General features: G+C 58.5%; 13 protein-coding genes and 13 pseudogenes. 15 read left to right on the top strand and 11 right to left on the bottom strand.

What is annotated here, in order from left to right; translation table 11 throughout:
- The first annotated feature begins 546 nt into the window (after positions 1-546).
- Positions 547-1,743, top strand: coding sequence for a group II intron reverse transcriptase/maturase (ltrA, locus tag J2R78_RS07320; RefSeq protein WP_253603626.1), 1,197 nt, complete (start codon positions 547-549; stop codon positions 1,741-1,743).
- A 136-nt stretch (positions 1,744-1,879) separates the two neighbouring features.
- Here ltrA and J2R78_RS07315 read toward each other — a convergent pair.
- From J2R78_RS07315 to J2R78_RS07300, 4 genes and pseudogenes are all read right to left on the bottom strand, one after another.
- Positions 1,880-2,487: pseudogene (locus J2R78_RS07315) on the bottom strand (IS66 family transposase zinc-finger binding domain-containing protein); the annotation flags it as partial.
- 47 nt (positions 2,488-2,534) lie between these two features.
- The gene (tnpB, locus tag J2R78_RS07310) at positions 2,535-2,882 is read right to left on the bottom strand and encodes an IS66 family insertion sequence element accessory protein TnpB (protein WP_253603624.1); all 348 of its coding nucleotides are present in this window, start codon (positions 2,880-2,882) and stop codon (positions 2,535-2,537) included.
- 81 nt (positions 2,883-2,963) lie between these two features.
- A complete protein-coding gene (locus J2R78_RS07305; RefSeq protein WP_253603622.1) occupies positions 2,964-3,275 on the bottom strand; it encodes a transposase in 312 nt (103 codons plus the stop codon).
- A 76-nt stretch (positions 3,276-3,351) separates the two neighbouring features.
- Positions 3,352-3,896 (bottom strand): annotated as a pseudogene (locus tag J2R78_RS07300) (hypothetical protein); the annotation flags it as partial.
- A gap of 393 nt (positions 3,897-4,289) precedes the next feature.
- On the opposite strand from J2R78_RS07300, the gene J2R78_RS07295 reads away from it, so the two are divergent.
- The 4 genes and pseudogenes from J2R78_RS07295 to J2R78_RS07280 all read left to right on the top strand — a co-directional run bounded on the left by J2R78_RS07295 (position 4,290) and on the right by J2R78_RS07280 (position 8,461).
- Positions 4,290-5,075 carry a class II aldolase/adducin family protein gene (locus J2R78_RS07295; RefSeq protein WP_253603621.1) on the top strand — a complete coding sequence of 262 codons (786 nt, stop codon included), beginning with the start codon at positions 4,290-4,292 and terminating at the stop codon, positions 5,073-5,075.
- A 619-nt stretch (positions 5,076-5,694) separates the two neighbouring features.
- Positions 5,695-6,102: pseudogene (locus tag J2R78_RS07290) on the top strand (class II aldolase/adducin family protein); the annotation flags it as partial.
- A gap of 206 nt (positions 6,103-6,308) precedes the next feature.
- Positions 6,309-6,805: pseudogene (locus tag J2R78_RS07285) on the top strand (transposase); the annotation flags it as partial.
- A gap of 111 nt (positions 6,806-6,916) precedes the next feature.
- A pseudogene (locus tag J2R78_RS07280) lies at positions 6,917-8,461 on the top strand (ISL3 family transposase).
- Between the two features lie 739 nt (positions 8,462-9,200).
- On the opposite strand, the gene J2R78_RS07275 reads toward J2R78_RS07280, so the two are convergent.
- From J2R78_RS07275 to J2R78_RS07260, 4 genes are all read right to left on the bottom strand, one after another.
- Positions 9,201-9,989 (bottom strand): SDR family NAD(P)-dependent oxidoreductase, encoded by a 789-nt coding sequence (locus tag J2R78_RS07275; RefSeq protein ID WP_256558532.1) that lies wholly within the window; start codon positions 9,987-9,989, stop codon positions 9,201-9,203.
- 497 nt (positions 9,990-10,486) lie between these two features.
- Entirely contained in the window at positions 10,487-11,773 is a 1,287-nt protein-coding gene (locus J2R78_RS07270) for an aminotransferase class I/II-fold pyridoxal phosphate-dependent enzyme (protein ID WP_253603615.1), read from the bottom strand.
- A gap of 214 nt (positions 11,774-11,987) precedes the next feature.
- Positions 11,988-13,361, bottom strand: a complete 1,374-nt coding sequence (locus tag J2R78_RS07265) for an aspartate aminotransferase family protein (protein WP_253603613.1) — start codon at positions 13,359-13,361, stop codon at positions 11,988-11,990.
- 346 nt (positions 13,362-13,707) lie between these two features.
- A complete protein-coding gene (locus tag J2R78_RS07260) occupies positions 13,708-14,409 on the bottom strand; it encodes a hypothetical protein (protein WP_253603611.1) in 702 nt (233 codons plus the stop codon).
- A 661-nt stretch (positions 14,410-15,070) separates the two neighbouring features.
- Here J2R78_RS07260 and J2R78_RS07255 point away from each other — a divergent pair.
- Together J2R78_RS07255 and J2R78_RS07250 are read left to right on the top strand one after the other, a co-directional pair.
- Positions 15,071-16,265 (top strand): annotated as a pseudogene (locus J2R78_RS07255) (IS3 family transposase).
- 42 nt (positions 16,266-16,307) lie between these two features.
- Positions 16,308-16,964, top strand: a pseudogene (locus J2R78_RS07250) (transposase); the annotation flags it as partial.
- A gap of 114 nt (positions 16,965-17,078) precedes the next feature.
- Here J2R78_RS07250 and J2R78_RS07245 read toward each other — a convergent pair.
- Positions 17,079-17,531: pseudogene (locus J2R78_RS07245) on the bottom strand (ATP-binding protein); the annotation flags it as partial.
- Between the two features lie 306 nt (positions 17,532-17,837).
- On the opposite strand from J2R78_RS07245, the gene J2R78_RS07240 reads away from it, so the two are divergent.
- The 4 genes and pseudogenes from J2R78_RS07240 (at position 17,838) to J2R78_RS07225 (ending at position 21,098) form a co-directional block, all read left to right on the top strand.
- Positions 17,838-18,017 carry a hypothetical protein gene (locus J2R78_RS07240; RefSeq protein WP_253635996.1) on the top strand — a complete coding sequence of 60 codons (180 nt, stop codon included), beginning with the start codon at positions 17,838-17,840 and terminating at the stop codon, positions 18,015-18,017.
- A complete protein-coding gene (locus J2R78_RS07235; protein WP_309144985.1) occupies positions 18,010-18,522 on the top strand; it encodes a recombinase family protein in 513 nt (170 codons plus the stop codon). The genes J2R78_RS07240 and J2R78_RS07235 overlap by 8 nt, the downstream gene beginning before the upstream one ends.
- Positions 18,491-19,412, top strand: a pseudogene (locus J2R78_RS07230) (IS630 family transposase). The gene J2R78_RS07235 and the pseudogene J2R78_RS07230 overlap by 32 nt, the downstream one beginning before the upstream one ends.
- 18 nt (positions 19,413-19,430) lie before the next feature.
- Entirely contained in the window at positions 19,431-21,098 is a 1,668-nt protein-coding gene (locus J2R78_RS07225; protein ID WP_253603609.1) for a recombinase family protein, read from the top strand.
- A 16-nt stretch (positions 21,099-21,114) separates the two neighbouring features.
- On the opposite strand, the gene J2R78_RS07220 is transcribed toward J2R78_RS07225, so the two are convergent.
- The gene (locus J2R78_RS07220; RefSeq protein WP_175609018.1) at positions 21,115-21,456 is read right to left on the bottom strand and encodes an ATP-binding protein; all 342 of its coding nucleotides are present in this window, start codon (positions 21,454-21,456) and stop codon (positions 21,115-21,117) included.
- 17 nt (positions 21,457-21,473) lie between these two features.
- Positions 21,474-22,382 (bottom strand): annotated as a pseudogene (locus J2R78_RS07215) (IS21 family transposase); the annotation flags it as partial.
- 68 nt (positions 22,383-22,450) lie between these two features.
- Here J2R78_RS07215 and J2R78_RS45210 point away from each other — a divergent pair.
- From J2R78_RS45210 to J2R78_RS45200, 4 genes and pseudogenes are all read left to right on the top strand, one after another.
- A pseudogene (locus J2R78_RS45210) lies at positions 22,451-22,657 on the top strand (hypothetical protein); the annotation flags it as partial.
- The gene (locus J2R78_RS07210; protein WP_253603509.1) at positions 22,654-22,998 is read left to right on the top strand and encodes a transposase; all 345 of its coding nucleotides are present in this window, start codon (positions 22,654-22,656) and stop codon (positions 22,996-22,998) included. The pseudogene J2R78_RS45210 and the gene J2R78_RS07210, both read left to right, overlap by 4 nt.
- 29 nt (positions 22,999-23,027) lie before the next feature.
- Positions 23,028-23,291 (top strand): annotated as a pseudogene (locus J2R78_RS45205) (transposase); the annotation flags it as partial.
- A gap of 106 nt (positions 23,292-23,397) precedes the next feature.
- A pseudogene (locus tag J2R78_RS45200) lies at positions 23,398-23,659 on the top strand (ISNCY family transposase); the annotation flags it as partial.
- Between the last annotated feature and the right edge of the window lie 273 nt (positions 23,660-23,932).

The following is a 23,932-nucleotide window of genomic DNA, read 5'->3' as shown; positions in this document are numbered from 1 at the left end:
TGGATAGCAGAAAGGAGAGAAACCGAATTTCTGAAGCCTATCGACAAAGACTCCCTTGGGGAGCTCACGAGTCACCGGGCCGTATCAAAAGAGAACGCGCTGTGGCCTCGAAAATGCTCAGAACCGAAAGCCGAGCCCGCAGTTTAGGGGCGAAGGCAGCATGATCCGACGAATGCTAACTGATGCGACGGATCATTTCGGCGGGGTGAAAGCGACAGCACGGTGACAAGGACATGCAAAGCAACTGGAGAAGCCTTCCTCATCCCGGAGAGAAATCGCCGGAAGAAGGTAGGCCGTATAACCGGCGCCCCCGGGAAATCGGCCGAAGATGAGAAGGTGGCGGCCGGGTCCGCAGTAGCGCTGAAGCGGGGTAACACCCGTGGAGCGAAGGGACCCTGCCATTTGTGATGTCTCCAACGTAAGGAAGGCAAGGACGAGATGACAAAGGCGTCCATCGATTTGCAGGACCTGAGGCGGAGGCTATACGTCAAGGCGAAGGCTGAACCGTCTTGGCGTTTCTGGGGTCTATACGTCCACGTGTGTAAGATGGAGACGCTGCGCGCAGCGTATGAGATGGCGAAAGAAAACGACGGCGCTCCGGGAATAGACGGAGTGACGTTCGAAGCCATCGAAGCGCGAGGCGTGGAGTCGCTACTCGAACAATTACGGGACGAACTGATCGGGCGCAGCTATCAGCCACTCCCATCAAGGAAGCGGGAAATACCGAAGGACGGGGGCTCCAAGGTCCGCGTTCTGTCGCTTCCGGCTATTCGCGACAGAGTGGTGCAAGGCGCGCTCAAGCTCGTACTCGAACCTGTATTCGAGGCGGATTTCCAACCGGGATCGTTTGGATATCGGCCCAAGCGTACGGCACATGAAGCGATCAAGCGAGTTGCCCAGGCGGTAGCCGAGCGGAAGACGCGGATTCTCGACGTTGATTTGCGCGCCTATTTCGACAACATCCGGCACGATCGGATGCTAGAGAAGGTGGCTCTGCGAATCGACGACAAGGAAATTCTGCATCTGCTGCGGCTGATGCTGAAAGCATCTGGCAAGAAGGGGGTTCCACAGGGCGGGGTAATTTCACCCTTGCTCAGTAATCTCTACCTCAACGAGGTGGATAAGATGCTGGAGCGAGCGCGTGAGGTAACTCGTCGCGGCAAGTACACCAACGTCGAATATGCACGATTCGCTGACGATCTGGTGGTCTTGATCGACGCCCACAAGCGACATGACTGGCTGCTCGGTGCCATAGACAAGCGATTACGGGAAGAGTTCACCAAACTGCAGGTTGAAGTGAATGATGAGAAGAGCCGCATAGTCGATCTGGAACGAGGCGAGAGCTTGGGCTTTCTGGGATTCGACTTCCGCTACCTCCGCAGTCTGCGCGGAGTGATGCGGCCGTATTACACGCCCAAGCTCAAAAAGCGGACGGCGCTTCTGCGGGGGCTCAAGGAAGTGTTTCGCCGCCACCGGTCGCAACCGATTGGCCGGGTGATAAGCCTGATCAATCCGAAGCTCCGAGGGTGGGTAAACTACTTCGCGATGGGCGATTCCGGTAAATGTTTCGCCTACATCAGAAACTGGGTAGAGAAGAAGGTCAGACGCCATCTGGCGAAGGCTCGGAAACGAAAAGGCTTCGGCTGGAAGCAGTGGAGTAGGTCGTGGCTGTACGATACCTTGAAGCTGTTTAATGGCTACCGGGCGAGTACTGGCAAGGCGAAAGCCGCTCCAGCACGATAGGTCAAATAAGCCTTGGTGCGAAGCAAATGGGAGCGCGTAGTGCGGGAAATCCGCATGCTGCGTGCGATGTGGCGGGGGCTGGAAACGTGTGCGATCGAAAATTTGGTCGAGCGGCGCGCCAGTCCTCGACCCTACTGTCGAACAGGATGGTCGCCAGCAATTGTGGACCGATGAAGCCGCGCGGCGTGGCATGGAACGACTGATCGTCTCGCAATCGCGGCAGGTGAACTTCTCGCGTACCGTCTCTATGACCTTGAAGCGGCGCGGGATCTCCTCCAGCGTCTTGGTCACATCCTCGCCGATCTTCGCCAGCCGTGATCCACCGCAGCAGGCGCAGGTCGTTGGAGCTTCAACGACGCGCTCGTGTTCGATATCGTCCGGCCAAGGCTTGCGCACCGGCCGCTTACGCGTGAAGGGACGGACGTTCTGCGTCTTCGCCGCCGCCGCCTGAGCGGCAAGCTCATCCTCGCTCGCCGTGGTTACGAGTTCCTCGAGCTCCAACTCCAACTGCTCGAGCAGCCGTGCCGAGCGCTCGGATCGCTGCCCGTGCAGTTCGCGCTTGAGCTTCTCGATCCGCAGCTCAAGATGTGCGATCAGCGCTTCGTTGTCCGACAGCTCCGCCCGCGCACTGGCGGCATCCGCGACGGCGACATCGCGCTCAGCCTGCAACATCTCTCGCTCGGCCAGCAGCGCAAGGTAGGCGCTCGCGAGGTCAGAAAGAAGATCGTCCGGCTTCGATGTCATGAAGCCATTGAATCAGATCGAGCAGCAGATTCAAATCGTAAAAGCGGCTATCCGACCCGCGTCGGCCGATGGGTTTCTTGAGGGTTACGCCAATCGATTCCGGACAACAGGTAGCTCATCTGAGCCGGCGAGATCGTCACAGCTTCACCCGCAACCGATGGCCAGACGAACTTTCCTCTCTCGAGTCTCTTGGTGAACAGGCATGCTCCCTGGCCATCGTGCCAGATCACCTTCACAAGATCGCTTCGGCGACCCCCGAAGACGAACAGATGACCGCTGAGCGGGTCCTTGCGCAGCACCTCCTGCACCTGGAGTGCCAACGACGGAAAGCCTCGGCGCATGTCCGTGTAGCCTGTCGCGAGCCACACTCGCGCGCCCGTGGGAACTGGGATCATCGGCGGACCAAAGCATCGAGAACACGACGTAGCGCGTCTCCATCAACGTCGCCATCGACCCGGATGTGCCCGGTACCAAGATCAATCTCGATGATGCCGTGGCTCTTGCGTCGACGCGTCGTCGTCGTCAACGGCGCTTCGGCCACCTCCCGCAGTGGCGCGGACGACCCCAATCTCGACCGGAACAAACGGCGCTATGCTCGCTTCGCCGTGCCTGCAAAGCTCCTTGCGCCACCTGAACAGCTGGCTCACATGAAGCCCGGCCACGCGAGCCACCTCGGAAACATTGGCGCCGGGCTCCAGCGACGCTGCAACAAGCCGTTCCTTCTCATCTTGCGACCAGCGGCGCCGCCGCTCGAACGACGTGATCACCTCCGCCCTCGAAATCGTCATAGCGCTTCTCCTAGGATTACCCCTAGGACCTGCAGCGATCGCGTTCGTCAAACAAGGCGGCCCTCAACGGAGGGATACTTAGCAGCTCGCCGATCGCCGCGTTGACCTCGGCGAGGCTGTGGAAGGTGCGATGGCGCGGGCGACCGAGCAGCCAGCGCTCGACGACGAGCACGGCTTGCTCGACCTTGGCCTTATCGCGAGGCTTGCGCGGCCGCGCCGGCGGCGGTGCCGCATCGTGACCGACAGGCGGCCCTCCCAGGCGCGGTAGAGCTCGCAGAAGCGCGAGCGCCGGTACCCGCCGGGCTCGGCGGCAATGTACTCCTCCCACAGGATCGACAGCGTCATGTGCTTGCGCTTGAGCTCGCGGTGCACGGCTGCCCAGTCGGGCTCGGCGAGGCGCCGATGCCCGTGCTGGTTGCTGGTGCCGGACTTGGCGAACAGCCGCGCTTCCAAGACTGCGTCGATCATATCGTGCGGCAGCGGCTAAGTCAGGCCCGCGGCCTCGAACCGGCCGGATCGTCAGCCGCACCGACGAGGCGGCTGCTCCCACCGCCGCGCAATCTCGCGGCTCGGCAGCCCCGCAGGTTTTATCCTGATCACATCGCGCACAGACCGTCGCAAGCCTCTCCGTCGGCATCCAGGGTCTTCCTTCGCAACGCCGAAAGGGACGACCGTATGGGAGCCAAAAGAGGGCTCGTCACCCGGCCGACATCATCTCGGAATAGCGGGCGACATCGAGCGGAATCCGCATTTGCCTTCTCTGCCGCAGAAATAAATGCAGCACTTCTGGACCCTCAATTGCTTAGAATCCGCGATGGGCTCTGAAAATCGACGCCTCTCGGATTTGGGGGGGGAGAAGATCTTGTAAACAGCAGCTTTACACGGTATCTGGCCTGTGACAACGCCAACAAACGCGGGCTTTAGGGCGTCGTTAGTCATCACGCTGACCTTATGAGAATCCTCCGACGACAGCGGCAACGCTTGTCCTAAAACTCCCCCCGATTGAGGATCGTCATGTCTATGTATGAGCCAAAGACGGAACGCAGCCAATTCTCACAAGCGGAATGGGATCAACGGGTTGACATGGCAGCTGCCCATCGACTCGCCCATCTTCAGGGATTCTCCGAAGGAATATTCAATCACCTGACGGCGATAGTACCGGATCATCCCGATCAGTACTTGTGTTTGCCCTTCGGCATGCACTGGTCGGAGGCTACCGCGAGCTGCTTCCTCTCGGTCGATTTCAACAAGAGGGTCATCAAAGGGCGGGGTGAGGTGGAGCGGTCATCCTACGGCATCCACGTGCCGATCCATCGGATGCGGCCGGATGCTCCCTATGTCTTCCACATACATGCGCCCTACGCGAGCGCGCTCACTCGCTTAGAAGATTCGCGGCTATTGCCGATTGGGCAGACAGAAGCGAGCTTCATTCACGACATAGCGTATGATGTCAGATATTCGGGATTCGGGAGTACCCCGGGAGAAGGCGATCGGTTGGGCAAAGTTCTAGGCGGCAAATCGATCCTGTTCATGGGAAATCACGGCATCGTTGTGCTTGGCCGCACCGTGGGCGAAGCGTATGATCGCATGTACTATTTGGAGCGTGCATGCCAAACGCAGCTCTACGCGATGTGGACAGGAAAAAAGTTAAGGCCCATTTCAGACGAGATCGCCTTGAAAATGGGAGCTCCGCTAAACTACAAGGAGTTGAAATATGGTGGCCGTGCGCATTTCGATCTTCATTTTGATGCATTGAAGCGGCTACTCAGCGGCGAACCCAAAACTCGGTTCGACGAGTAAGTATTTAAGAACATAGCATGCTTTATCGAAGGGTGCGCATTGGGTCTTTACAATTGGTGCGAGCATCATATTGCAGGAACATTCCAGGGTACGGGAATGAGTAGCGAGGACTTCAGTCTGTTTGGTGACACGGCGGGCATCTCGTAGCAGGCTCGAATTTTTCGTGGCCGCCCCCAATGTGAGTACAACTCGTCTCTCTTATCCAACCGCATCGGGTCGTCGGCCGCGCCGGCCCAGACGTTTGCGACGCCGGTACGCATGAACCGCCGCTACGGATGGCAGAGGAGTACACAGTGCGGCTCGCGAATTTGTTGAGATAGCCGTGACAGAGGCTCGAGGGCAGGGCCACGAGGATCGCCAATTGCAGCATCAGTGGATACGACCATTCAAAGGAGAGAATTTAAATGCCAATTAAAGATCTGTCCTCGGTACCGATCCAGTTCCGTGAAAATCTGCCGAATGGCGGGCGAGGGTCGATCTTGCGGCGGCCCATTGGCTAGCAGTCTTGCACGATCTGAGTGAGGCATTTTCAACTACTTGACCATGGTGGTGGCCGGGCAAGTCTCGGTTCTTACTGATCCCATTCGGCATGCATTAGTCGGAGCCCACCGCCAGCTCGTTCCTGGAGGTGAGCTATGAGGTCACGACCTTGAGCGGCGAGGGTGACATGGAGCGCTGCTCGGTCTGCATCCACGCCGCCATTCGCCGCCTCAGTCCGAAGGCGGCTGTGATCTTCCATACCCACATGCCGTATGCCAACGCGCTCACCCGAGTCCAAAACCAGCGCATATTTCCGATCGGTCAGACTGAAGTTAGCATGATGGACAGAATCGCCGATGACGACCATTACCCAAGCTTCGCGCACGAGCCCGAGGAAGGCGGGCGCCTTGCGAAGCTTCTGCACGACAAATCAACTCTGTTCATGGCCAACCACGGCGTGCTGGTCACCGGCGAGACGGTAGGTGAGGCCTACGACCGGCTGTACTACTTAGAGCGTGCCTGTCAGGTGCAGGTGTACGCGACGTGAACACATCCAGCGAGCTCATTTCGACGCGATGGAGCGCAAGGGAGGCGCGGACTACAGGAGCTGAGACAGGTGCCCCTCCGATCGCAGAACTAGATGCCCCAATGGGGCTGCTCTGAGCAAGGGGTGATGATGGTGGTTGTCCCCGATAGATGATGAAAGGGGCACGACTTGAGTCAGCCCCAAGCATCTGGAGACGGAGGACAGCCGTGGAGAACTCTGCCGGAATTGACGTGTCATTGGAACTGTCGAGCGTATGCGTTGTGGATGCGCAGGTAAGATCCTGAAGAAAGCGAAGGTAGGAACCCGGCGCCTTAGTCGAATTTTTTGAGAGGCTTGGCTTTGCAGTAAAGCGGATCGGGCTGGAAGCGGGGCCGCTCTCGCAATGGCTGCATCCGAGCCTGAAAAGAGCAGGCTTCAAGACGGTTCTGCTCGAAACGCGGCATGTGAAGGCCACATTGTCAGCGATGACGGTGAAGACTGATCGCAAGGATGCGCGGGATGCACAGTTGATCCAGATGGATGGTTCCGGCCGGTATACGCAGAGTCGGTCGATGCGCAGGAGATCCGGGCCCTACTGATCGCATGCAAACAGCTTCTCGGGCGGCTGATCGACATGGAGTTGACTATCCGCGGGATTTTGCGTGGCTTTGGGCTGAAGGTTGGCTCGGTGACGCGGAAGAATTTCGAAAGGGGGATCCGAGAGTGTCAATCGGCGTTCAAATTCGCGCCCTCATCGGCGTCCAATATTGGCTCTGACTCACTTTTGATGCAGTTTGGGGGATGTCTGACGCTTTGATTGGGGAGAATCAGCGCCATGCAGCAGGCACTCCAGCGCTCCAATCTGGTGCCGAGTGGGTTTGTTGTAGAGAGTGCGTACTTCGAAGGTGATAAGGCCGTGATTGCGGTCCGGGCGTCGGGAAGTGTTGTCTGTGTCCATCGTGCGGAACGGTTTCTCGACGTGTCCATAGCCGGTATCGGCGACGCGTGACCGATCTGCCGCTCTCGGGGCGGATCGTCCAACTCCTGGTAATCGCCCGCCGCTTCCGCTGCGATGCCATCCTATGCAGGCGCCAGATCTTCATCGAGCGCTTCGTCGAAGGGGTACTGGCGCCATCGGCGCGACGGACGGCAAGACTGGCTCCATCGTCCATCATCTCGGTCTGGCGCTTGGCGGTCGACCGGCAGCAGGCTTTGCAAAGCGGCTAATGCTGCCAGTGAGCAAAGATTGGCTTCTTCGGGTAGTTCGGCGCCGCAGCCGTCCCCCAGCTGACCCGCTCAGGGTTATCGGTATTGATGACGCGTCGCAATCACCGATACGCCAGCATCGTCTGCAACCTGGAAAGGCACCGGGTGGTCACCCTGCTACCGGATCGTGAACCAGCTACCGCCCAAGCCTGGCTCTCTGCTCATCCCACGATCGCGATTGTCGCCCGCGATCGTGGTGGAGGATATGGCGAAGCCACGGCAAAAGCGCTGCCGCACGCGGTACAGGTCGCCGATCGTTGGCATCTGATGGAGAACGCCAGTCGGGCCTTCCTCGATGCCGTGCGCAAATCGATGCGCCAGATACGCATCGTCATCGGTGCGACCACGATCGATCACAAGCTGCTCACAGCCGCCGAGCGCTTCCAATATGAGGGCTATCTACGCCGCGAGGAGACTAACGCGGCTATCCTGGCTCTGTCGAAGAACGGCATACCTATCAAGCAGATCGTGCGTCAGACCGGCCATAGCAGGAAGCTGGTGCGACAGGTGGTCCGCGGAAACATCACGACGTCTTCCGAACCAGGCAAAGCTCGTTGGATCTGCACTTGCCATGGCTCGACGATCAATGGGCGCGTCCGGCTGCCGCAATGGAGCTGAACTTTGGCGCCGTTTAATAGCGCATGGCTTTCGTGGCTCGCTCCGCGTCATCAGCGAGTGGGCGACCCGCAGGCGAAGAGCCGAGAAACCGACGCGCAAACCCTTCAGCAGATCCCGTCGGCCAGGACGATCGCGCGTCTCATGACAATCGGGCGTGACTTGCTTACGAAAGGGGAGACGGTCACGGTCACGGCGATCGATCTGGCGCACCAACGTTGGTCGAGGCGCGCGAGATCATCGCTGAATTCCACTTGATGGTCCGGCGCAAGGTTGAGGTGGGACTTACCCCTGGATCGAGCGAGCCCGCGCAAGTCTTGTAGCTTCGTTCGCCAACGGCGTCGCCGAGGATGAGGCGGCAGTGCGGGCCGCTATCACTTCGCCCCGGTCCAACGGGCAGACTGAAGGTCAGATTACGCGCCTCAAGCTCGTTAGGCGTCAAATGTACGGTCGCGGGAAAATCGATCTGCTCCAAGCCAGACTAATCGGCGCAGAATAATCGGAACTGCACCAAAATTGCGTTAGGGCCAATATTGCCCCCTTCGCGCGGCGTGGTTTGGCGGTAGCGCTCGGCTCGTCGGAACTGGCCGGGATCGCGGAGACGAGCGCGGACTACGTGATCAACGTCGCGGTTTTGAATCGTCAGTTGTTATTGCCGGTCTTGACGATGTCGAAATGGTCGTCGATCGATCAAACAGCGCAGTTTCGTCTTATTCTAGCGTCATCGAACGCGCTGAGTCATTCGCCAAACACAAGATGGTAGTGACGATGACCGAGGCACATTGGTAGAGCTTGCCGACGAGATAGATCAGCCGCTGGCCGGCGGCCCGAGCAAAGAGTAAATATCTTTTCGTCAGGACGATGAAATCCATCCGGGGTCAGAAGTTCGGCAAGCCGCCCCTGGCCCTCCAGTGCGAGTCTCGATCTCGAGGCCGTTAACGACGTCGACTGGGTTGTAGAAGCGGTCCCCAGCACCAGATCAGATGCAGCTTTTCGCAAGGGAATGGCGACCGGCCGAACCGGTCGGCAGGCCATAGCGGCTTTCCCGGCCCCGGTCCCTGCCGAGTCTTACACGGCGAAGGCTTTAGCGGAATATGTTTTCGACTTTCTAGAGGGTGTCGTAGCCCGAGTTGAGGAGACGCACGTTAAAGTAGATTCATGTCCATCTTACGGCAAATCTACAATGCGCCCGTCAAGCGCGAAGTATGTTATCGCGCCAAAATCCGGTATCGATAAGCTTAGGCTGCGAACTCGCCGCCGGTGATATCGATCGTTGCACCGGTGATAAAACCCGCCATCGGCGAAGCCAGAAAGCCTGCGACGTAGGCCACCTCTTCGGCTGTTCCGAAACGGCCGACCGGAATACGACCAAGAGCGGTACGGTTGGCTGCGGCCTCGGGCGGTCCAGTCAGATCACTGAGAACACGCCCAGGTGCAATACAATTAACAGTAATGCCGTGTGGAGCGAGATCACGCGCAGCAGCCCGAGTTAATCCGACCAATCCTGCTTTCGATGCGGCATAGTGCGGACCGGCGATCATTGGCATGGCACGGCCTGCAAGCGAACTGACATTGATAACGCGTCCGAAGCCTCTTGCAATCATCGCCGGCGCCAATAGCCGTAAGAGAATGAAGGGGCCCTTGAGGTTGACGTCGATGACCCGCGCCCACTCCTCGAGGGACGTCTGCGATAGCCAGGGTGCATCCTGGTCCACGCGCTTGGGGGATATGCCTGCATTGTTCACCAAAATGGCAATCTCGCCCCAACGGGTCCGAATCCGATCAACAAATCCTCGCACCTCGTCGTCTCGCGTTACATCGACCGCCTCGGCATAGAGACGATTCGCCGGACAGCTTAGAATTTGAATTGCCCGTTCCACATGCTCCGCTCTAGTCGCCACAAAAGCGACTTGATAGCCGTCGGCCAAGAGCCGACGTGTGATCGCAAGCCCAATTCCTCGTGCCCCTCCGGTCACGAGTGCAATGTGTCGGTCGGCTTGGGCTCCGATCTTTTTCGATTGTAGCATTAGTTGTCAACCAGCAGCGTCATGGGATATCTGCTCCAGCGGCGGTTCAGCAAATTTCACAATTGGGCGGAATTCTTTCGGATGAGAATCTTGGAATAGGCGGCGTGGTGAGATGGCCGTTAGCCGATAGCAGTATTTGAGGTTGCAACTTATCCTCGTGAATCTTGTCGAGCATGCGCTTGTGCGCTTCTTTAAGAACGCGATAACGAATTCCTGAGGCTGGTTGTCTCCAGATGGCTAGTGATGTAACCTGGGCTAAGGACAACAGGTCCGCGCGGCGGAAGATCCGGCGACCAGAATGAGCTGGGACAGGACATCGCGCATTGGTATGGTAGCGAGCGTCCTCGCGCGCGCCCAAGCCCGCTTCAACAATCCGTAGATGCGTTGAAGGCCGACTGATGGATCGAGGATTGACACCCCACGGTCCTCGTTGTGCAACGGCAATAGTCGGACTAGGCCACCTCATGGAGATTAATTTCACTCAACAGCTGCTACCATCAAGGGATGGCTGACGCCATATGGGCCTTGGCAGTCGCGCTAGGTACTCTATCCAAGATGCAATCGCACAGTTGCTTTATGTCGCCGACCTCATGGTCGGCTGTAATGCACACACGAATCCCTGCTTTTCCCCGCGCAACAGTCGGAAAGAATGTAACTGAAGTATAGAACCCAGCGTTGAGAAGCTCTGCAGCGATCGCAATCGCCTTGGCTTCCGATCCGATGGAGATCATTCTGATCGGAAGTGAATTACCTTGCTCGGCGGTCGCCACACGACGGTCGAAGACCTGAATCCGTTGAGCCAACCGTCCTTGCCGATCCCTGAGCTCTACCGAGCGATGAATCTTGCACGAGCCAAGCGCGGCGCCAACCGCCGCCAAATTCGGAGCAACCGAAAACGCATACGGAATGGAGTAGCGTCGAAACAGAGCCTCCTGGTCGGCCGTTCCGAGCATCAATATGCCGCCTGATGCGCCGAATCCTTTGCCCAGCGAAGCCGCAATAATCGTGCGGTCATCCAGCACTTGTGGAAACTGAGATCGAGCAAATCCTTCGCCCTGGTGCCCAAACAACGATATACCGTGAGCATCGTCAATATACAGAAAGAGCCCATAACGTTCCTGAAGCTGCCGTAGTTCCTTGACCGGCGAGGTTCCTCCCATCGAGTAGACACCATCGCACACATAGACGACCACCGGATGTTCGCGGCACAAGCGTTCCAACGAGTCGATGTCGTTGTGCGCAATCGTTTCTACTCGCGTTTCATCAGCGACTACTGGCTTGTGATAGGCAAGAGAGACGTGCGCAATGCGATCGAACACGACGACCGGTTTGCTCCCGCCTGTCAATTGACCGGAAGCAAGGAGGGGCATCGCCCCGAGATTAGCGAGCATTACTGTGGAAAAGGCGATGACGCGCGCACAAAACATGTTCGACAAAGTTGCCTCAAGCTCTGCTAGAAGGTCGAAGTTGAGTCGCGTTCGTGCGCAGGACCAGTGCAATGAGCAATGTGCCTGAATGGCCTCTATCGCGCCTGCGACCACTACCGGATGGTTGTCCAGACCCAGGTAGGAGCATCGCACAAAATCAATCACTCGGGATCGCCCTTCAAACGAGCCGGTTCCTAGAGCAAAAGCGCGGCCCGTCGTGGAACGTCCGTGCACCGCCATGAGACCAGCCGAATGGGCCGCATCAAAATACTTCCGGCTCTCGTTGATGACGTAGCCCGTATTTCGAAACAGCCGCCTCGCCTGGCCAACACTGGAGAGTTCGCTTCGCGGTTGCATTTCATTCTCCATTACATCTGCCAAGCTGCAGTGCCGATTGCGTAAATGAGCAGACAGGCTGCTTGATGATGCCTGAACAATATACCGTCAGCCGATCAGGCCCTTGGTTCAAACCAACTAAGCCACCGTCCATGCCGCTTGTGCAGCTACCAAATCGAAGGGCCCGCAGTGCTGGAGAGCGGGTGTGCCGCCGATAGCGTGCCCGTTGTTTTCGTCAGGTGCGCACCTCGATCTCGCCCAGCATGTCTTGATGGCTATCAAGAAAACCTGCAAACACATCGACGATCATGTCGATGTCGCCGCGAACCATCGGCGTAGAGATTGAAGCGACAGCACCATGTGGAAGGATGATGCCGTTCGCCGCAAAAAAGGACGTAAGATGCTTCATTAGAGTTGCCCCAGCGGGAGCGGGTTGAGCCTCACGGTAGTCATTGGGAATTTGTGCCATCGGATGAATTCGAAAGAGTGAAGTGGCTCCGGTCACGCACAGCGGCGCTCGCCGGGTTGAGATGGCCTGGTCAATCCCACCTCTGACCATGTTGCCGAGCATCTCCAGATATGCAAAGGCCGCATGATCCAGATGCCGCATGGCAGAAAGCCCTGCTGTCATGGAGAGAGGATTGGCTGAAAATGTGCCGCCTTGCGGAAGAATCGGCCTGCCCGCTGACGCATCAAATGTTTTCATCACGTCCGCACGCCCACCGATTGCTCCAATAGGCAAACCGCCGCCAATGATCTTGCCCATCGTGAGGAGGTCCGGAATGAGCCCATAGCGAGCGGAAGCCCCTAGGAAACTCTGCCTGAGATTCAGCACTTCGTCAGCAATAACCAGAATGCCCATTTTACGGGCAGTTTCCTGAATCGCAGCAATGAATTCAGGCTTCGGCGCAATTAGACCGCCTCGGCTTGGCATTGGATCAAAGACAACGGCGGCAAGCTGATGCGCATGCAATGACAATAATCGGCGTACACCTTCAAAGTCATTGAAGCGGAGTACAACCACTTCATCGAGCACGCTTACCGGCGTCCCACGATAAACGGCCGTTGAGATGGGTGCGTTGGGATCACCCCAGTTATCCGGCGTCGCCGCCAGACTCACCTCCGCCCAGTCGTAGGCGCCGTGATAGGCGCCTTCGACCTTCGCGATTTTAGAACGTCCCGTGAAGGCCCGGGCAGCCTTGATTGCAAACAGTATGGCCTCAGTCCCTGTATTGACGAAGCGAACACGCTCAACCTGCGGAATCCGGCCGCAGAGTAGTTCGGCGAGCTCGATCTCGCTCTCCGTGGGATTCGCGAAGCAGCTGCCGCGCTCGAGTTGATGTGTTAAGGCTTCCACCACGGGCGCGAAGGAATGGCCATGGATCAACGTGGTGAAGTTGCAATTGAGATCGAGAAACCTGCGGCCATCGACATCAAACACATAGCTACCCGCTCCGCGATCGATATAGAGTGGGACCGGATCCCGCTCGATGGTTATTCGGGACGTGCCATCAGGAAAAACTAACTGCGCGCGAGCAAAGTTAGCTTTAGACTTCTGCCCAGCAGGCCCGTTTACATCCACATTAAAGCCTTTAAACCTCTTGCTCACGGCATCCATCGACCTAGTTGTTACTTCTGAAAGTGGCCGAGGCGCATGCCCGAAGGCTTCGCTCGGGAGCGCTTGCCATTCAGCGAGGGTACCCGTGGCAGCGAGCCGATCAGGGGACGCCCAAGCATGAAGGTGGGATAAAGGACTAACTAGGCGCCCTTACCCAAGTAACCTTCTCGACTATCCGAACACGCCTTCCCGCTGACAGACGCAACAACCGATTCGTGATTTCAGCATCGCTGCGGGACATCATCATGCCGCGGTGTGCGTCGCGGGACACTGCCGGCAATCTGGGCCGCACAGCATTGTTGGGTACGGGGAATCCATGCTGGCGAGAGCCTGAAAGTCAAATGAGGTTCGGTTCTGTTGTAAGATCAATAAGGGCCCTCAACTCCTCTCCGGTTAGCCAAACAAGCAAGTCGTCATCCAGAATATCTTCTTCGACCAGTTGTAACATCGAGCCGCCGAGTTCATGATGAGTATGCTCGTATTGAGCAAGAACGCCCTTATCCAGTGTCCAGCGCCCTGCAAGTCCACATATGAAGTCGGGAGCCCACATGGTAAAAGACAAGCCGCGTAGTAAGGCAGCCATTATCTTTGGCAGGCCCTTTCCTCTAAAGTCTTTACGCAACCAAAAATCCCCGTGATAGGCCACTTTCCCGCTAATTTTCTTCGCGCTAGGTGCCGTGCAAGTACAACGGTCCTGAGGATGCGCATGTTTGCTAGGATCAGCATAAAACGCCCTCAAGGATTGTAGATGTTCTGCAAGGTTGCTGTGGGAAAGGTCATAGAGTCGAGCAGCTTCTACGAGCGCGACCTCGTTATACTTGTCGATGCCCACCATCCAATATCCCTCGCCCAGTTTAATTGGCGAGCGATCTGGCCGAAAATTTGGATACGTTGGCTTCTTGGTTGGAAGAGACCGAGTGATCGAGACATACTTGTGGAAATCGAACCCCATTGAAAGCTTGATACCTTTTTGGATGGCAAGCTCGTCATACACGCTAAGGAAGCGTGAAACTTGCAACGGATTGACTACGCCTATCATTTCCGCACCTTCTGATGTGCTACATCTTAGCCTGTGCGCCGAGCCTGCCGTCTGACAGATACAGTGCTAAGAATAGATCGAGACACTACCTACTCAGGTGAGGACATGTTAAATGAAGAGGCCTTGACATATTCTAGAATCAAAGTGCTTTTGAGGAGTGGCGACGTGAGTGGGCTGCAGCTTCTGCAGATCATGATTTTGGGCCAATCGGACTAGAAGCTGGCCGTCTTCTATTTGTTGCGGGTCGTGCTCTGGTATCCGTTGGGTCTGGCGCAAACGTCTTGCTGAGCTTGCCGATCAAGATGACAACCGTTGTAGGGCACTACTATTCGAAGAGGTGCCCATTATTCACGATCGATTAGGCTACCTACCATGACCGCCAACCGGCTCAAGAGATCTTGCAGGTCTCGATTAGCGGTGCGCTGACTACGCAGCGTTCGGCGCCGCCGCCAGTACAGCAAACAGTGCGTGTTTTTGCAAGTGAGCTTGGTGCCACGGATCGACCGTGTCATTGTCGGTATCCCTCCGTTGAGGCTTACGATTGCCGACATTTTTTGAGGTGCAGTGAGCCGATAAACTTGAGTCGCCAGAATCGCTTGTGATTCTTTTGACCTGCCCCTGAGTATTTCCTCCAGAGTCCGGCCTGAGCAAGGACGGACAGATGAAGCGAGCAAGGTTCACGGAAGAGCAGATTATCGCAGTGTTGAATGAGCATAGGGCTGGGGCGACGACAGCTGACCTGGCTCGCAACACGGAGTCTCCGAAGCGACGATCTACAATTGGAAGGCCAAATTCGGCGGCATGGAAGCTTCCGAAGCCAAGCGGCTGAAGTCGCTCGAGGATGAGAACGCGAAGCTGAAGAAGCTTTTGGCCGAGCAGATGCTCGACGCGGCCGCCCTTCGCGAGCTTCTGTCAAAAAAATGGTAGGGCACGCCGCCAAGCGCGCCGCTGTGGCGCACCTGAAGGCCATGATGGGCCTGTCGGAGCGACGGGCCTGCACGATCGTCGACGCGGATCGGAGGATGGTCCGTTACCGATCTTGCCGCACTCCGGGATACGGATCTTCGTGCCCGGCTGCGCGACCTTGCTCACGAGCGCCGACGGTTCGGCTACCGTCGACTGTTCGTCCTGCTGCGACGGGAGGGCGAGCCATCAGGGATCAACCGCATTCACCGGATCTATCGGGAAGAAGGGCTGACGGTCCGCAAGCGTCGGGCTCGCCGCAAGGCCATGGGGTGCCGGGCACCGATCCTGGTGGAAGCAAAGCCGAATGCGCGCTGGTCGCTGGACTTCGTCCACGACCAGTTCGCCAATGGACGACGCTTCCGCATCCTCAACATCGTCGACGATGTCACCAAGGAATGTCTGGGCGCCATTCCTGACACATCGATCTCGGGCCGGCGTGTGGCGCGGGAACTGACGACGATGTCGCCCGCCGCGGCAAACCCGGCCTGATCGTCTCCGACAACGGCACCGAGCTCACCTGCAACGCCATGCTCGCCTGGTGCAAGGAAACCGGCATCGACTGGCACTTCATCGCACCGGGCAAACCGATGCAGAACGGCTTCGTCGAGAGCTTTAACGGCCGGATGCGCGACGAGCTCCTCAATGAGACGCTGTTCTTCGATCTCAACGACACCAGGACCAAACTCGCGGCATGGGTCGCCGACTACAATGGCGAGCGCCCTCATTCGTCGCTGCAATACCTCACGCCCGCGGCCTACGCCGCCACTCTCACCGCAACGGACGCTCGGCTGCGCAGCCCCGACCAGCTCCGCCGATCGTCCGTTGCTCCACCCGCGCCACTTGGCGTACAAACTGATCTGAGGCCGGCAAACTGGACCATTTTTGGCTAGAGCTTTGCGCGTCGATTCCCGGGCTGGGAGGAGCGAAGGACGATGAAGGCCTCGAGGTTTTCGGACGCCCAGAAGGCGTTCATCCTGAAGCAGGGCAGTGACGCGGTTGCGGTAGGCGGAGATCTGCCGCAAGGCCTGGATCAGCCAGGCGACCTACTTCAACTGGAAGAAGAAATACGACGGGCTGCTGCCGACGGAGATGCGACGGCTGAAGCAGCTCGAGGAGGAGAACGGCAAGCTGAAGAAGCTGGTGGCGGACCTGTCGCTCGACAAGGAGATGCTGCAGGATGTGATCCGCCGATAGCTATGAAGCCTGGCCGGAAGCAGCAAGCTGGTCGACGAGGTCTGTGGCGAGTGGCAGGTGTCGATCCGCAGGGCCTGTGACGCTCTCGAGTTTGACCGCTCGACCTGTCACTACAGCCCCGTCGCTCCGGCCAGGCTGCCCTCGAACAGAAGATCAAGGAGATCTGTCATGTCCGCATTCGCTACGGCTACCGTCGTGTTCACGTCCTGCTCCGCCACGAGGGCTGGCGCCATGGGCAAAACAAGACGCGCCGCATCTATCGCGAATTGGGCCTGCAATTGCGCAACAAGACGCCCAAGCGCCGGGTCAAGGCCAAGCTGCGCGATGACCGCAGGCCGGCCACACGATCGAACGAGACCTGGGCAATGGACTTCGTCCATGACCAGCTGGCGACGGTGCGTATTTCGCAAAAACGGGACAGTGGTTTCGCTAACTGACGGACAGCAGTTTCGCTAGCTAAATCGCGGACAGCGTGGCGGCGCTGGCTTTTGGTTGCCTGGTTGTTGAAGTCAGTTGGTATTCGTTTCGCTGTTTTCGACGTCGGTCAAGGGGCGCGCGGCTTTTTTCCTTCGCATGCTGTCGCCTTCGAGGGCGATACGGTGGGAGTTGTGGATGATCCGGTCGAGGATAGCATCTGCGATGGTTGGCTCGCCGATCATGTCGTGCCATTGGGCAACGGGCAGCTGAGCGGTAATCAAGGTCGATTTGCGCCTGTAGCGCTCTTCGAAGATTTCGAGGAGATCAAGGCGCTGCTGATCATTGAGGGTGTGGGTGCCCCAGTCGTCGAGGATGAGCAACTGGACCCGTGCGAGCTTGTCGATGAGGCGCGGGAAGCGACCATCGAGACGGGCCATGGCGAGGTCTTCGAACAAGCGCGGCATACGCAAATAAAGGACGGAATGATCGAGCCTGGCCGCCTGGCGTCCGAAGGCACATGTCAACCAGGTTTTGCCAGTCCCGGACGAGCACGCGACATAGTACCCAAGAACATCCGTTCGAAGTTGTCATTCAATATCGACATCATCCACGCGCTGGTGAGCGCGTCATTGCTTTGAGGCGCGTTATTCACGGGGCTCGCCATCACTTCGTGATCGAACAGCCCGACGGCTCTCGCGCCTTGCTGCCGGCATGGATGACTGAGAATTCCGCCGCGGCACTGCCGACGGTTGAAGTCCCTCGGCTTCCCCCGGATTCGTTGCGCGCACTTCGCGGCCTCGTTGATGCACAGCGCGTATCGTCGTCACCATCATCTGGAACGAGTCGGACGGTTGGAGGTGATGCTGGAACAGCAATGGCGACAGCTCGATCTGGCGGCGGTCACGGCAGCCACAGTCCAGCACCAGCGGCTCGATCCGCTGATTCGTTTGGAAGTCACAAGTCTGCTCAAACTTCTTCTCGACGAATGCAGCACCGCCCGCGCAAAGGTGACGGAGGCGGACAATGAATAAGATAACGTCTGATCATTTATCACGCAGCGCCTATGTCTATGTGCGGCAATCGACCCCGGACCAACTCGTCAATAATCCTGAGAGCCGTCGGCGTCAGTACGCGCTCGCAACTCGCGCACAGCTGCTTGGCTGGGAAAACGTCATCGTCATCGATGATGACCTTGGTCGCTCGGGGGGCGGCACAGCGCGTCCCGGCTTTGAGCGCTTGCTGACCGCGATCTGCACCGGAAGCGCCGGCGCTGTGCTGGCCGTCGAGGCTTCCCGCCTGGCCCGTAATGGCCGCGACTGGCACACACTTCTGGAGTTCTGCACGCTGGTGAACAGCCTGATCATTGATGAGGACGGCGTTTACGATCCAAAGCTCACCAATGACCGACTGCTGCTAGAGCATGTTGTTTTTTCGCAGAATCGGGATTCCCAGCGGGAGCGATTTCTGATTCAAACTCCGTGCTGGAGAACGGGGGCCAGCATGGATGACGCGACCCTATTCAGAAGACCTTCGTGAACGGGCTCTGGCGCGAGCTGATGCAGGAGAGACAGTTCGTTCGATTGCAGAGGCGCTTCAGATCAGCCCGTCCTGTGTAACGAAGTGGAAGAATCTGAGACGGGAGACTGGGGGCGTTTCGCCCGGCAAGATCGGCGGTCACAAGAAGCCGGTTCTGTCCGGTGCCAATGCTGATTGGCTGCGCAAGCGCGTTCTCTCGGGACCATTCACTTTGCGGAAGCTGACACAGGAACTGGCGGCGCGCGGGATCAAGACCGATGTGCGGGCGGTGTGGACGTTTGTGCATGCCGAAGGGCTGAGCTTCAAAAAAAACGATCCTGCCAGTCGAACAAGATCGCCCCGACATCGCCCGTAAGCGGACACGCTGGAAGGCCCATCAAGGCAAGATTGACGCTTCACGCCTGATCTTTATCGACGAGACCTGGCTGCGCGGTTGGGGACCGAGTGGACAGCGGCTCCAAGCATCCGCGCCTTTCGGTCACTGGAAGACCATGACTTTCATCGCAGCGCTGCGGCACGACTAGATCAGCGCACCTTGGGTCATCGACGGCCCCATCAATGGCGAACTCTTCACCCTCTATGTCGAGAAGGTGTTGGCCCCAACTCTGGCAAAAGGTGAGGTCGTCATCCTCGACAATCTTGGCAGTCACAAGGGCAAGTCCGCTCGCAATGCGATCCGCGCCACCGGAGCGCACCTGCTCTTCCTGCCGCCCTACAGTCCCGATCTCAATCCGATCGAACAGGTCTTCGCCAAGCTCAAACATCTGATGCGAGCCGCAGAACCGCGCGATGTCGAGGCAACCTGGCGCAAGGTCGGCGAACTCCTCGACCTCTTTTCTGCACAAGAGTGCGCCAACTATCTCAAAAACTCAGGCTATGTTTCCGTATAAAAACAGCGTGCTCTAGGTATGAAGGGGACGTTCAGCGAACTGGAACTAACGATCTTGCGCCAGCGCTCACAAGAAGCACTGCGCCTCAAGGCAGTACGTGGCGATCTTCACACGAGTGTGGCCGTCGGCTACGTGCGCAGCAGCGACGACAGGCTTGAGCTGGATCCGGACAGACGGGTGCGCGAGGCGCTCCATTTGGCGTTCCGTAAGTTTGCCGAGTTTGGCAGCGTGCGCCAGGTCGCGATTTGGTTATGCGATAACGGCATCAAGATGCCGATTGTCGTGTATGGTCCACGCGGCCGAATGGTGGAGTGGCGGCTGCCACGCTACAATACGATTCACCGGCTGCTGACCAATCCGATCTATGCTGGCGCTTACGTATTTGGTCGGACCGGCTCGCAGGTTCGAATCGAAGCCGGCCGCAAGCTGGTCACCCGTAATGTACGGCGAACGCAGAAAGACTGGGAAGTTCTGATTCGTGATCATCACGACGGCTACATCTCCTGGCAGGATTACGAGAACAATCAACGGAGCATCAACGGGAACGCTAACATGAAGGGCGCGATGGTGCCGGGATCGGTGCGCAATGGCGGTGGATTGCTGGTCGGCCTGTTGCGTTGTGGACGTTGCGGTCGCAAGCTCAAAGTGCAGCATAATGGGCTGCGAGGTGTTGCGCGCTACCTTTGCAACGATGCCAGCGTTAATCACGGAAGACGAACGAAGTGCATTGCGTTTGGCAATGTGCGAATCGATGCAGCTGTGTCGGCCGAGGTATTATCGGTGATTGCGCCTCTCGGCCTTGACGCTGCTCTGCAAGCAATCGCGCACCGCGAGCGCGCCGGCCGAGAGCGGCTGCAGCACATAGAGCTTGCGCTCGAGCAGGCACGCTATGAAGCGGCTCGCGCACACCGACAATATGATGCGGTTGATCCAGAAAACCGCCTGGTCGCTGGAGATATCGAGCGGCGGTGGAATGAACGGCTTGCGGAAGTGGCGCGCCTCGAAGATGATCTTCGCATTGCCCGCGACAAACAGCCGCCCACTCTAACCGACGCAGAACGCGCAGAGATTCTTGGACTAGGGACAGACGTGGAGCGCCTGTGGAGCCATCCGGCAGCCTCGGTTGCGACACGAAAGCGGATATTGAGAGCGGTTCTCGAAGAGATCATCGTCACCGTCGAGCCACGAATATTGCACCTAAAATTGCACTGGAAGGGGGGCGACCACGCTGCGCTCGAAGTTGTGAAGAACCGGGCCGGACAGCATCGGTGGAAGACCGATGCTTCAACTGAACAGCTGATCCGTGATCTGGCTCGTTTGCTGCCGGACGGGAGCATTGCGTCCGTTCTTAATCGGCTTGGCACACGCACGGCCAAAGGCAACACGTGGACCCAGCAACGCGTTTGCGTCTTCCGCAACGACCACAACATCCCTGTCTACCGAGATGGCGAACGCGCCGAGCGTGGAGAGCTGATCCTGCACGAGGCTGCAAGCCGTTTGGGTCTCAGCAAGATGACGGTGGTGCGACTAATCAAGGATGGTATCCTGCCGGCCAAACAGAGTTGCGTAGGCGCACCGTATGTGATCCGGGAGATTGACCTGAATCGGCAGGAAGTCCGTCATGCGGTGACCAATGGTCGCGCAGTATCACAAGATCCGCGGCAACGAAGCTTCGATTATCAATGACATAGCGAGATGTGCATCATGCCACCAGCCCGGTCAGGCCGGTGATGATGAAGTTCTCATGGGCTTTCAGCCAGGCGCCTTGCGCCAGCTGCAGGGTGTTGCGCCGGTCAAGGCCGCGGCGGGACGCGAAGTCGACGTCTTCGATACAGGCGTCGACGAAGCGCAGCTTGGCTGCGGCCAGCCGATTGGTCAGGCGCCGGTCGGCACGCATGGCGGCTTCGCGATCGAGCATCAGGCCGAGCCACTCGTCGCGGCTGAGATCGGCGGCATTGTCCTGTTCGGCCAATTGCCGGTAGGCGGCCGCCATTCCGGCAAGGCCGAGCGCCTGCATCTGCTCGAGGGTCGGGTGGGTCAGCATCGCGATGTTCCTTTCCTTCATTGATAATAGCCCCCACCACGGATGTTGGCGTGCGAGGGGGTGGCTTTGACGGAGGCGGCAGCAGGGCTCGCGCGGTCGAGCCCGGATTTGAGGATCGCGCTCACCGAGGAGTAGCTGATCGCGTTGATGACGAGTGCCCGCTCGCAGGCCGCTTCGAGCCGATCGCGCTCGTAGCGCCGCGCCAGGGCGATGATCCCCTGCTCGGGATGTGGGCGCTCACGCATCATCCGCTCGACCAGAGTGGCGGCGTTGACGCCGATCCGCGCTGCCATCTTGATCAAGCTCGCCGGCGTCATATTGGCATAACGCTGATGGGCCTTGGGCATGTGCTCGTTCACGGTGACATGGCCGCTGCGCTGAGAGCGGCGCACATGGCTGGCAACACGCGTGTGATCCTGGAAGATCTCGACGGCTCGATAGGTGAGCCGGATGTCCACCCGACGGCCGATCAGCCGGTGCGGCACCGAGTAAAAGGTCTTGTCGACTTCGACGCGATAATCGGGGTGGACCTTCGCCGTTTTCCACTCGGCGTATTCGAACGGCTCGCCCGGCAGCGGCGTCAACGCAGCGCGCTCGATCTCCTCGAACAGCTGCCGGCGGGATTTGCCGATATGGCGCATCGGCCGATGGTTCAACTCCTCCAGCAGACCGCCGATCGCAGTATTGAGATCGGTCAGGTTGAAGAAGCGCCGATGGCGCAGCCGTGCCAGGATCCAGCGCTCAACAATCAGCACCGCGCCTTCAACCTTGCCCTTGTCGCGCGGCTTGCGGCTGCGGGTCGGCAAAATCGTCGTGTCGTAGTGCTCGGCCATGGCGGCAAAGGTTTGGTTGAGCGTCGGCTCGAACCACAACGCCTTGACGACCCCGGCCTTCAGATTGTCGCAGACGATCGCCTTGGGAACTCCGCTCGGTCGAGCGTCGGCGCCGGTGGTCGCAGGATGAGAAAGAACGGCTTGTTGCAGCATCGCTCGAGCCCAGCGCCGGTGTTTCTGAGGCGGCTCGCATGGCCGGGCTTCATGTGAGCCAGTTGTTCAGGTGGCGCAAGGAGCTTTGCAGGGTAAGCGGCAAGGAGACCCGTCTGGCGCAGGGGGTGAGCGATCGGCTATCGGCTGCTGAGTTTGTGAGCCGATGTGAGCTTCTATGTCTGCGCCTAGTTCTGAAACTAGAACCTTCCATATGATCGAAGCGGTAGCCGAGCGTCTTGAGGGACCGCCGCGGCAGCTTCGCCGATGCTGGTCGGACGAGTTTAAGGCGCAAGTCGTGACAGAGGCGCTGGAGCCTGCGAGTGTCTCGGCGATCGCCCGGCGGATTGGCATTCACCCGTCGCAGCTGTTTGCCTGGCGCCCTGATGCTCGGGCGGAACGACATTATCGCGAGCGGCACTCGAGTTGCGGGGGTGAGGTGGCGTCTGTGGCAGGCGCGGTGATCGAAATTGCCATTGGCGAGGTGATCGTGCGTGCCGGCGTGGACGTCGACGAGACGCAGTTGCAGCGGGTGATCCGGGCGGTGCGTTCGGCATGATCCCGTCCGGCGTGAAGGTGTTCCTGGCCAGCCATGCCAGGGATGACCGAACCCTTGGCCGCGACGGTCCCCCGATGGTGGCTTGTCGCTTCGAAGACAGCCGCTCCGGCGAATGCGCGGTCCGGCACCTCAATGGTTATCGCGGCATCCTGCAGGTTGATGGATACGCCGCCTATAACAAGCTGGCGCGATCCGATCGCGGCAATGATGGCGTTACCTTGGCTGGCTGCTGGTCACACTGCAGACCGGTGATCACTCGACGCGACGATTGGAATCGCCTTCCTGTCTGGCATCAAGCATGGCATTTGCCATCGTTCCACTTCCACCGATCCGCTCGTGCCGGGCTGTATCGCGCGCTAGCCGAGGGATACCTAGGGGGGAGCCTCGCGTCGGTTATGCTTGTTCGTGAACTTTTTCCAGCCGTCGTTCAAATTGATAAGAAAGGAGCGCGACCCGCAAAACATACAGCCCCCGCGATCCACATCAGCGGCTGGTTGCCGAAACAAGAAGACCTGATGTCGTCCGCGCGCGCGTCAATGAGGTCTATGCCGGCCTGGATACGGTCGCCTTACTACGCGATGTCCGAACTGTGCAGGAGAGGCTAGCCAGTCTCCCCGACGCCTCTCCGGCAAGGCGGCCAATTATGGCGCCGCCGATTGAATAGTTTTTGCCGAGCTTGCGAACAGCTTCGAAAGAAGGAGCGGAACGTCCGACTAATTGCGAAACCGAAGGGAGAGCGACGACCCAGATCCGCTCGTCAAACCCACAAGATTGCAGAAAGGTTGCAAACAAGTGGTTATAATTTCGAAATCAAGCGTCACGCAGAGTCGGCCGCTCCCCTGCAGTGAGTCGATCACATATTGAAGGTCTAGCTGTTCGCCTTCCGCGGCGCTGTTTCGAATCGCTTATGCCGCACCTAGGCCGGACAAGATCT

It is taken from the genome of Bradyrhizobium sp. USDA 4538, from assembly GCF_024171045.1.
Lineage (GTDB): Bacteria > Pseudomonadota > Alphaproteobacteria > Rhizobiales > Xanthobacteraceae > Bradyrhizobium > Bradyrhizobium australafricanum.
This window is presented reverse-complemented; position numbering and strand designations above follow the sequence as displayed.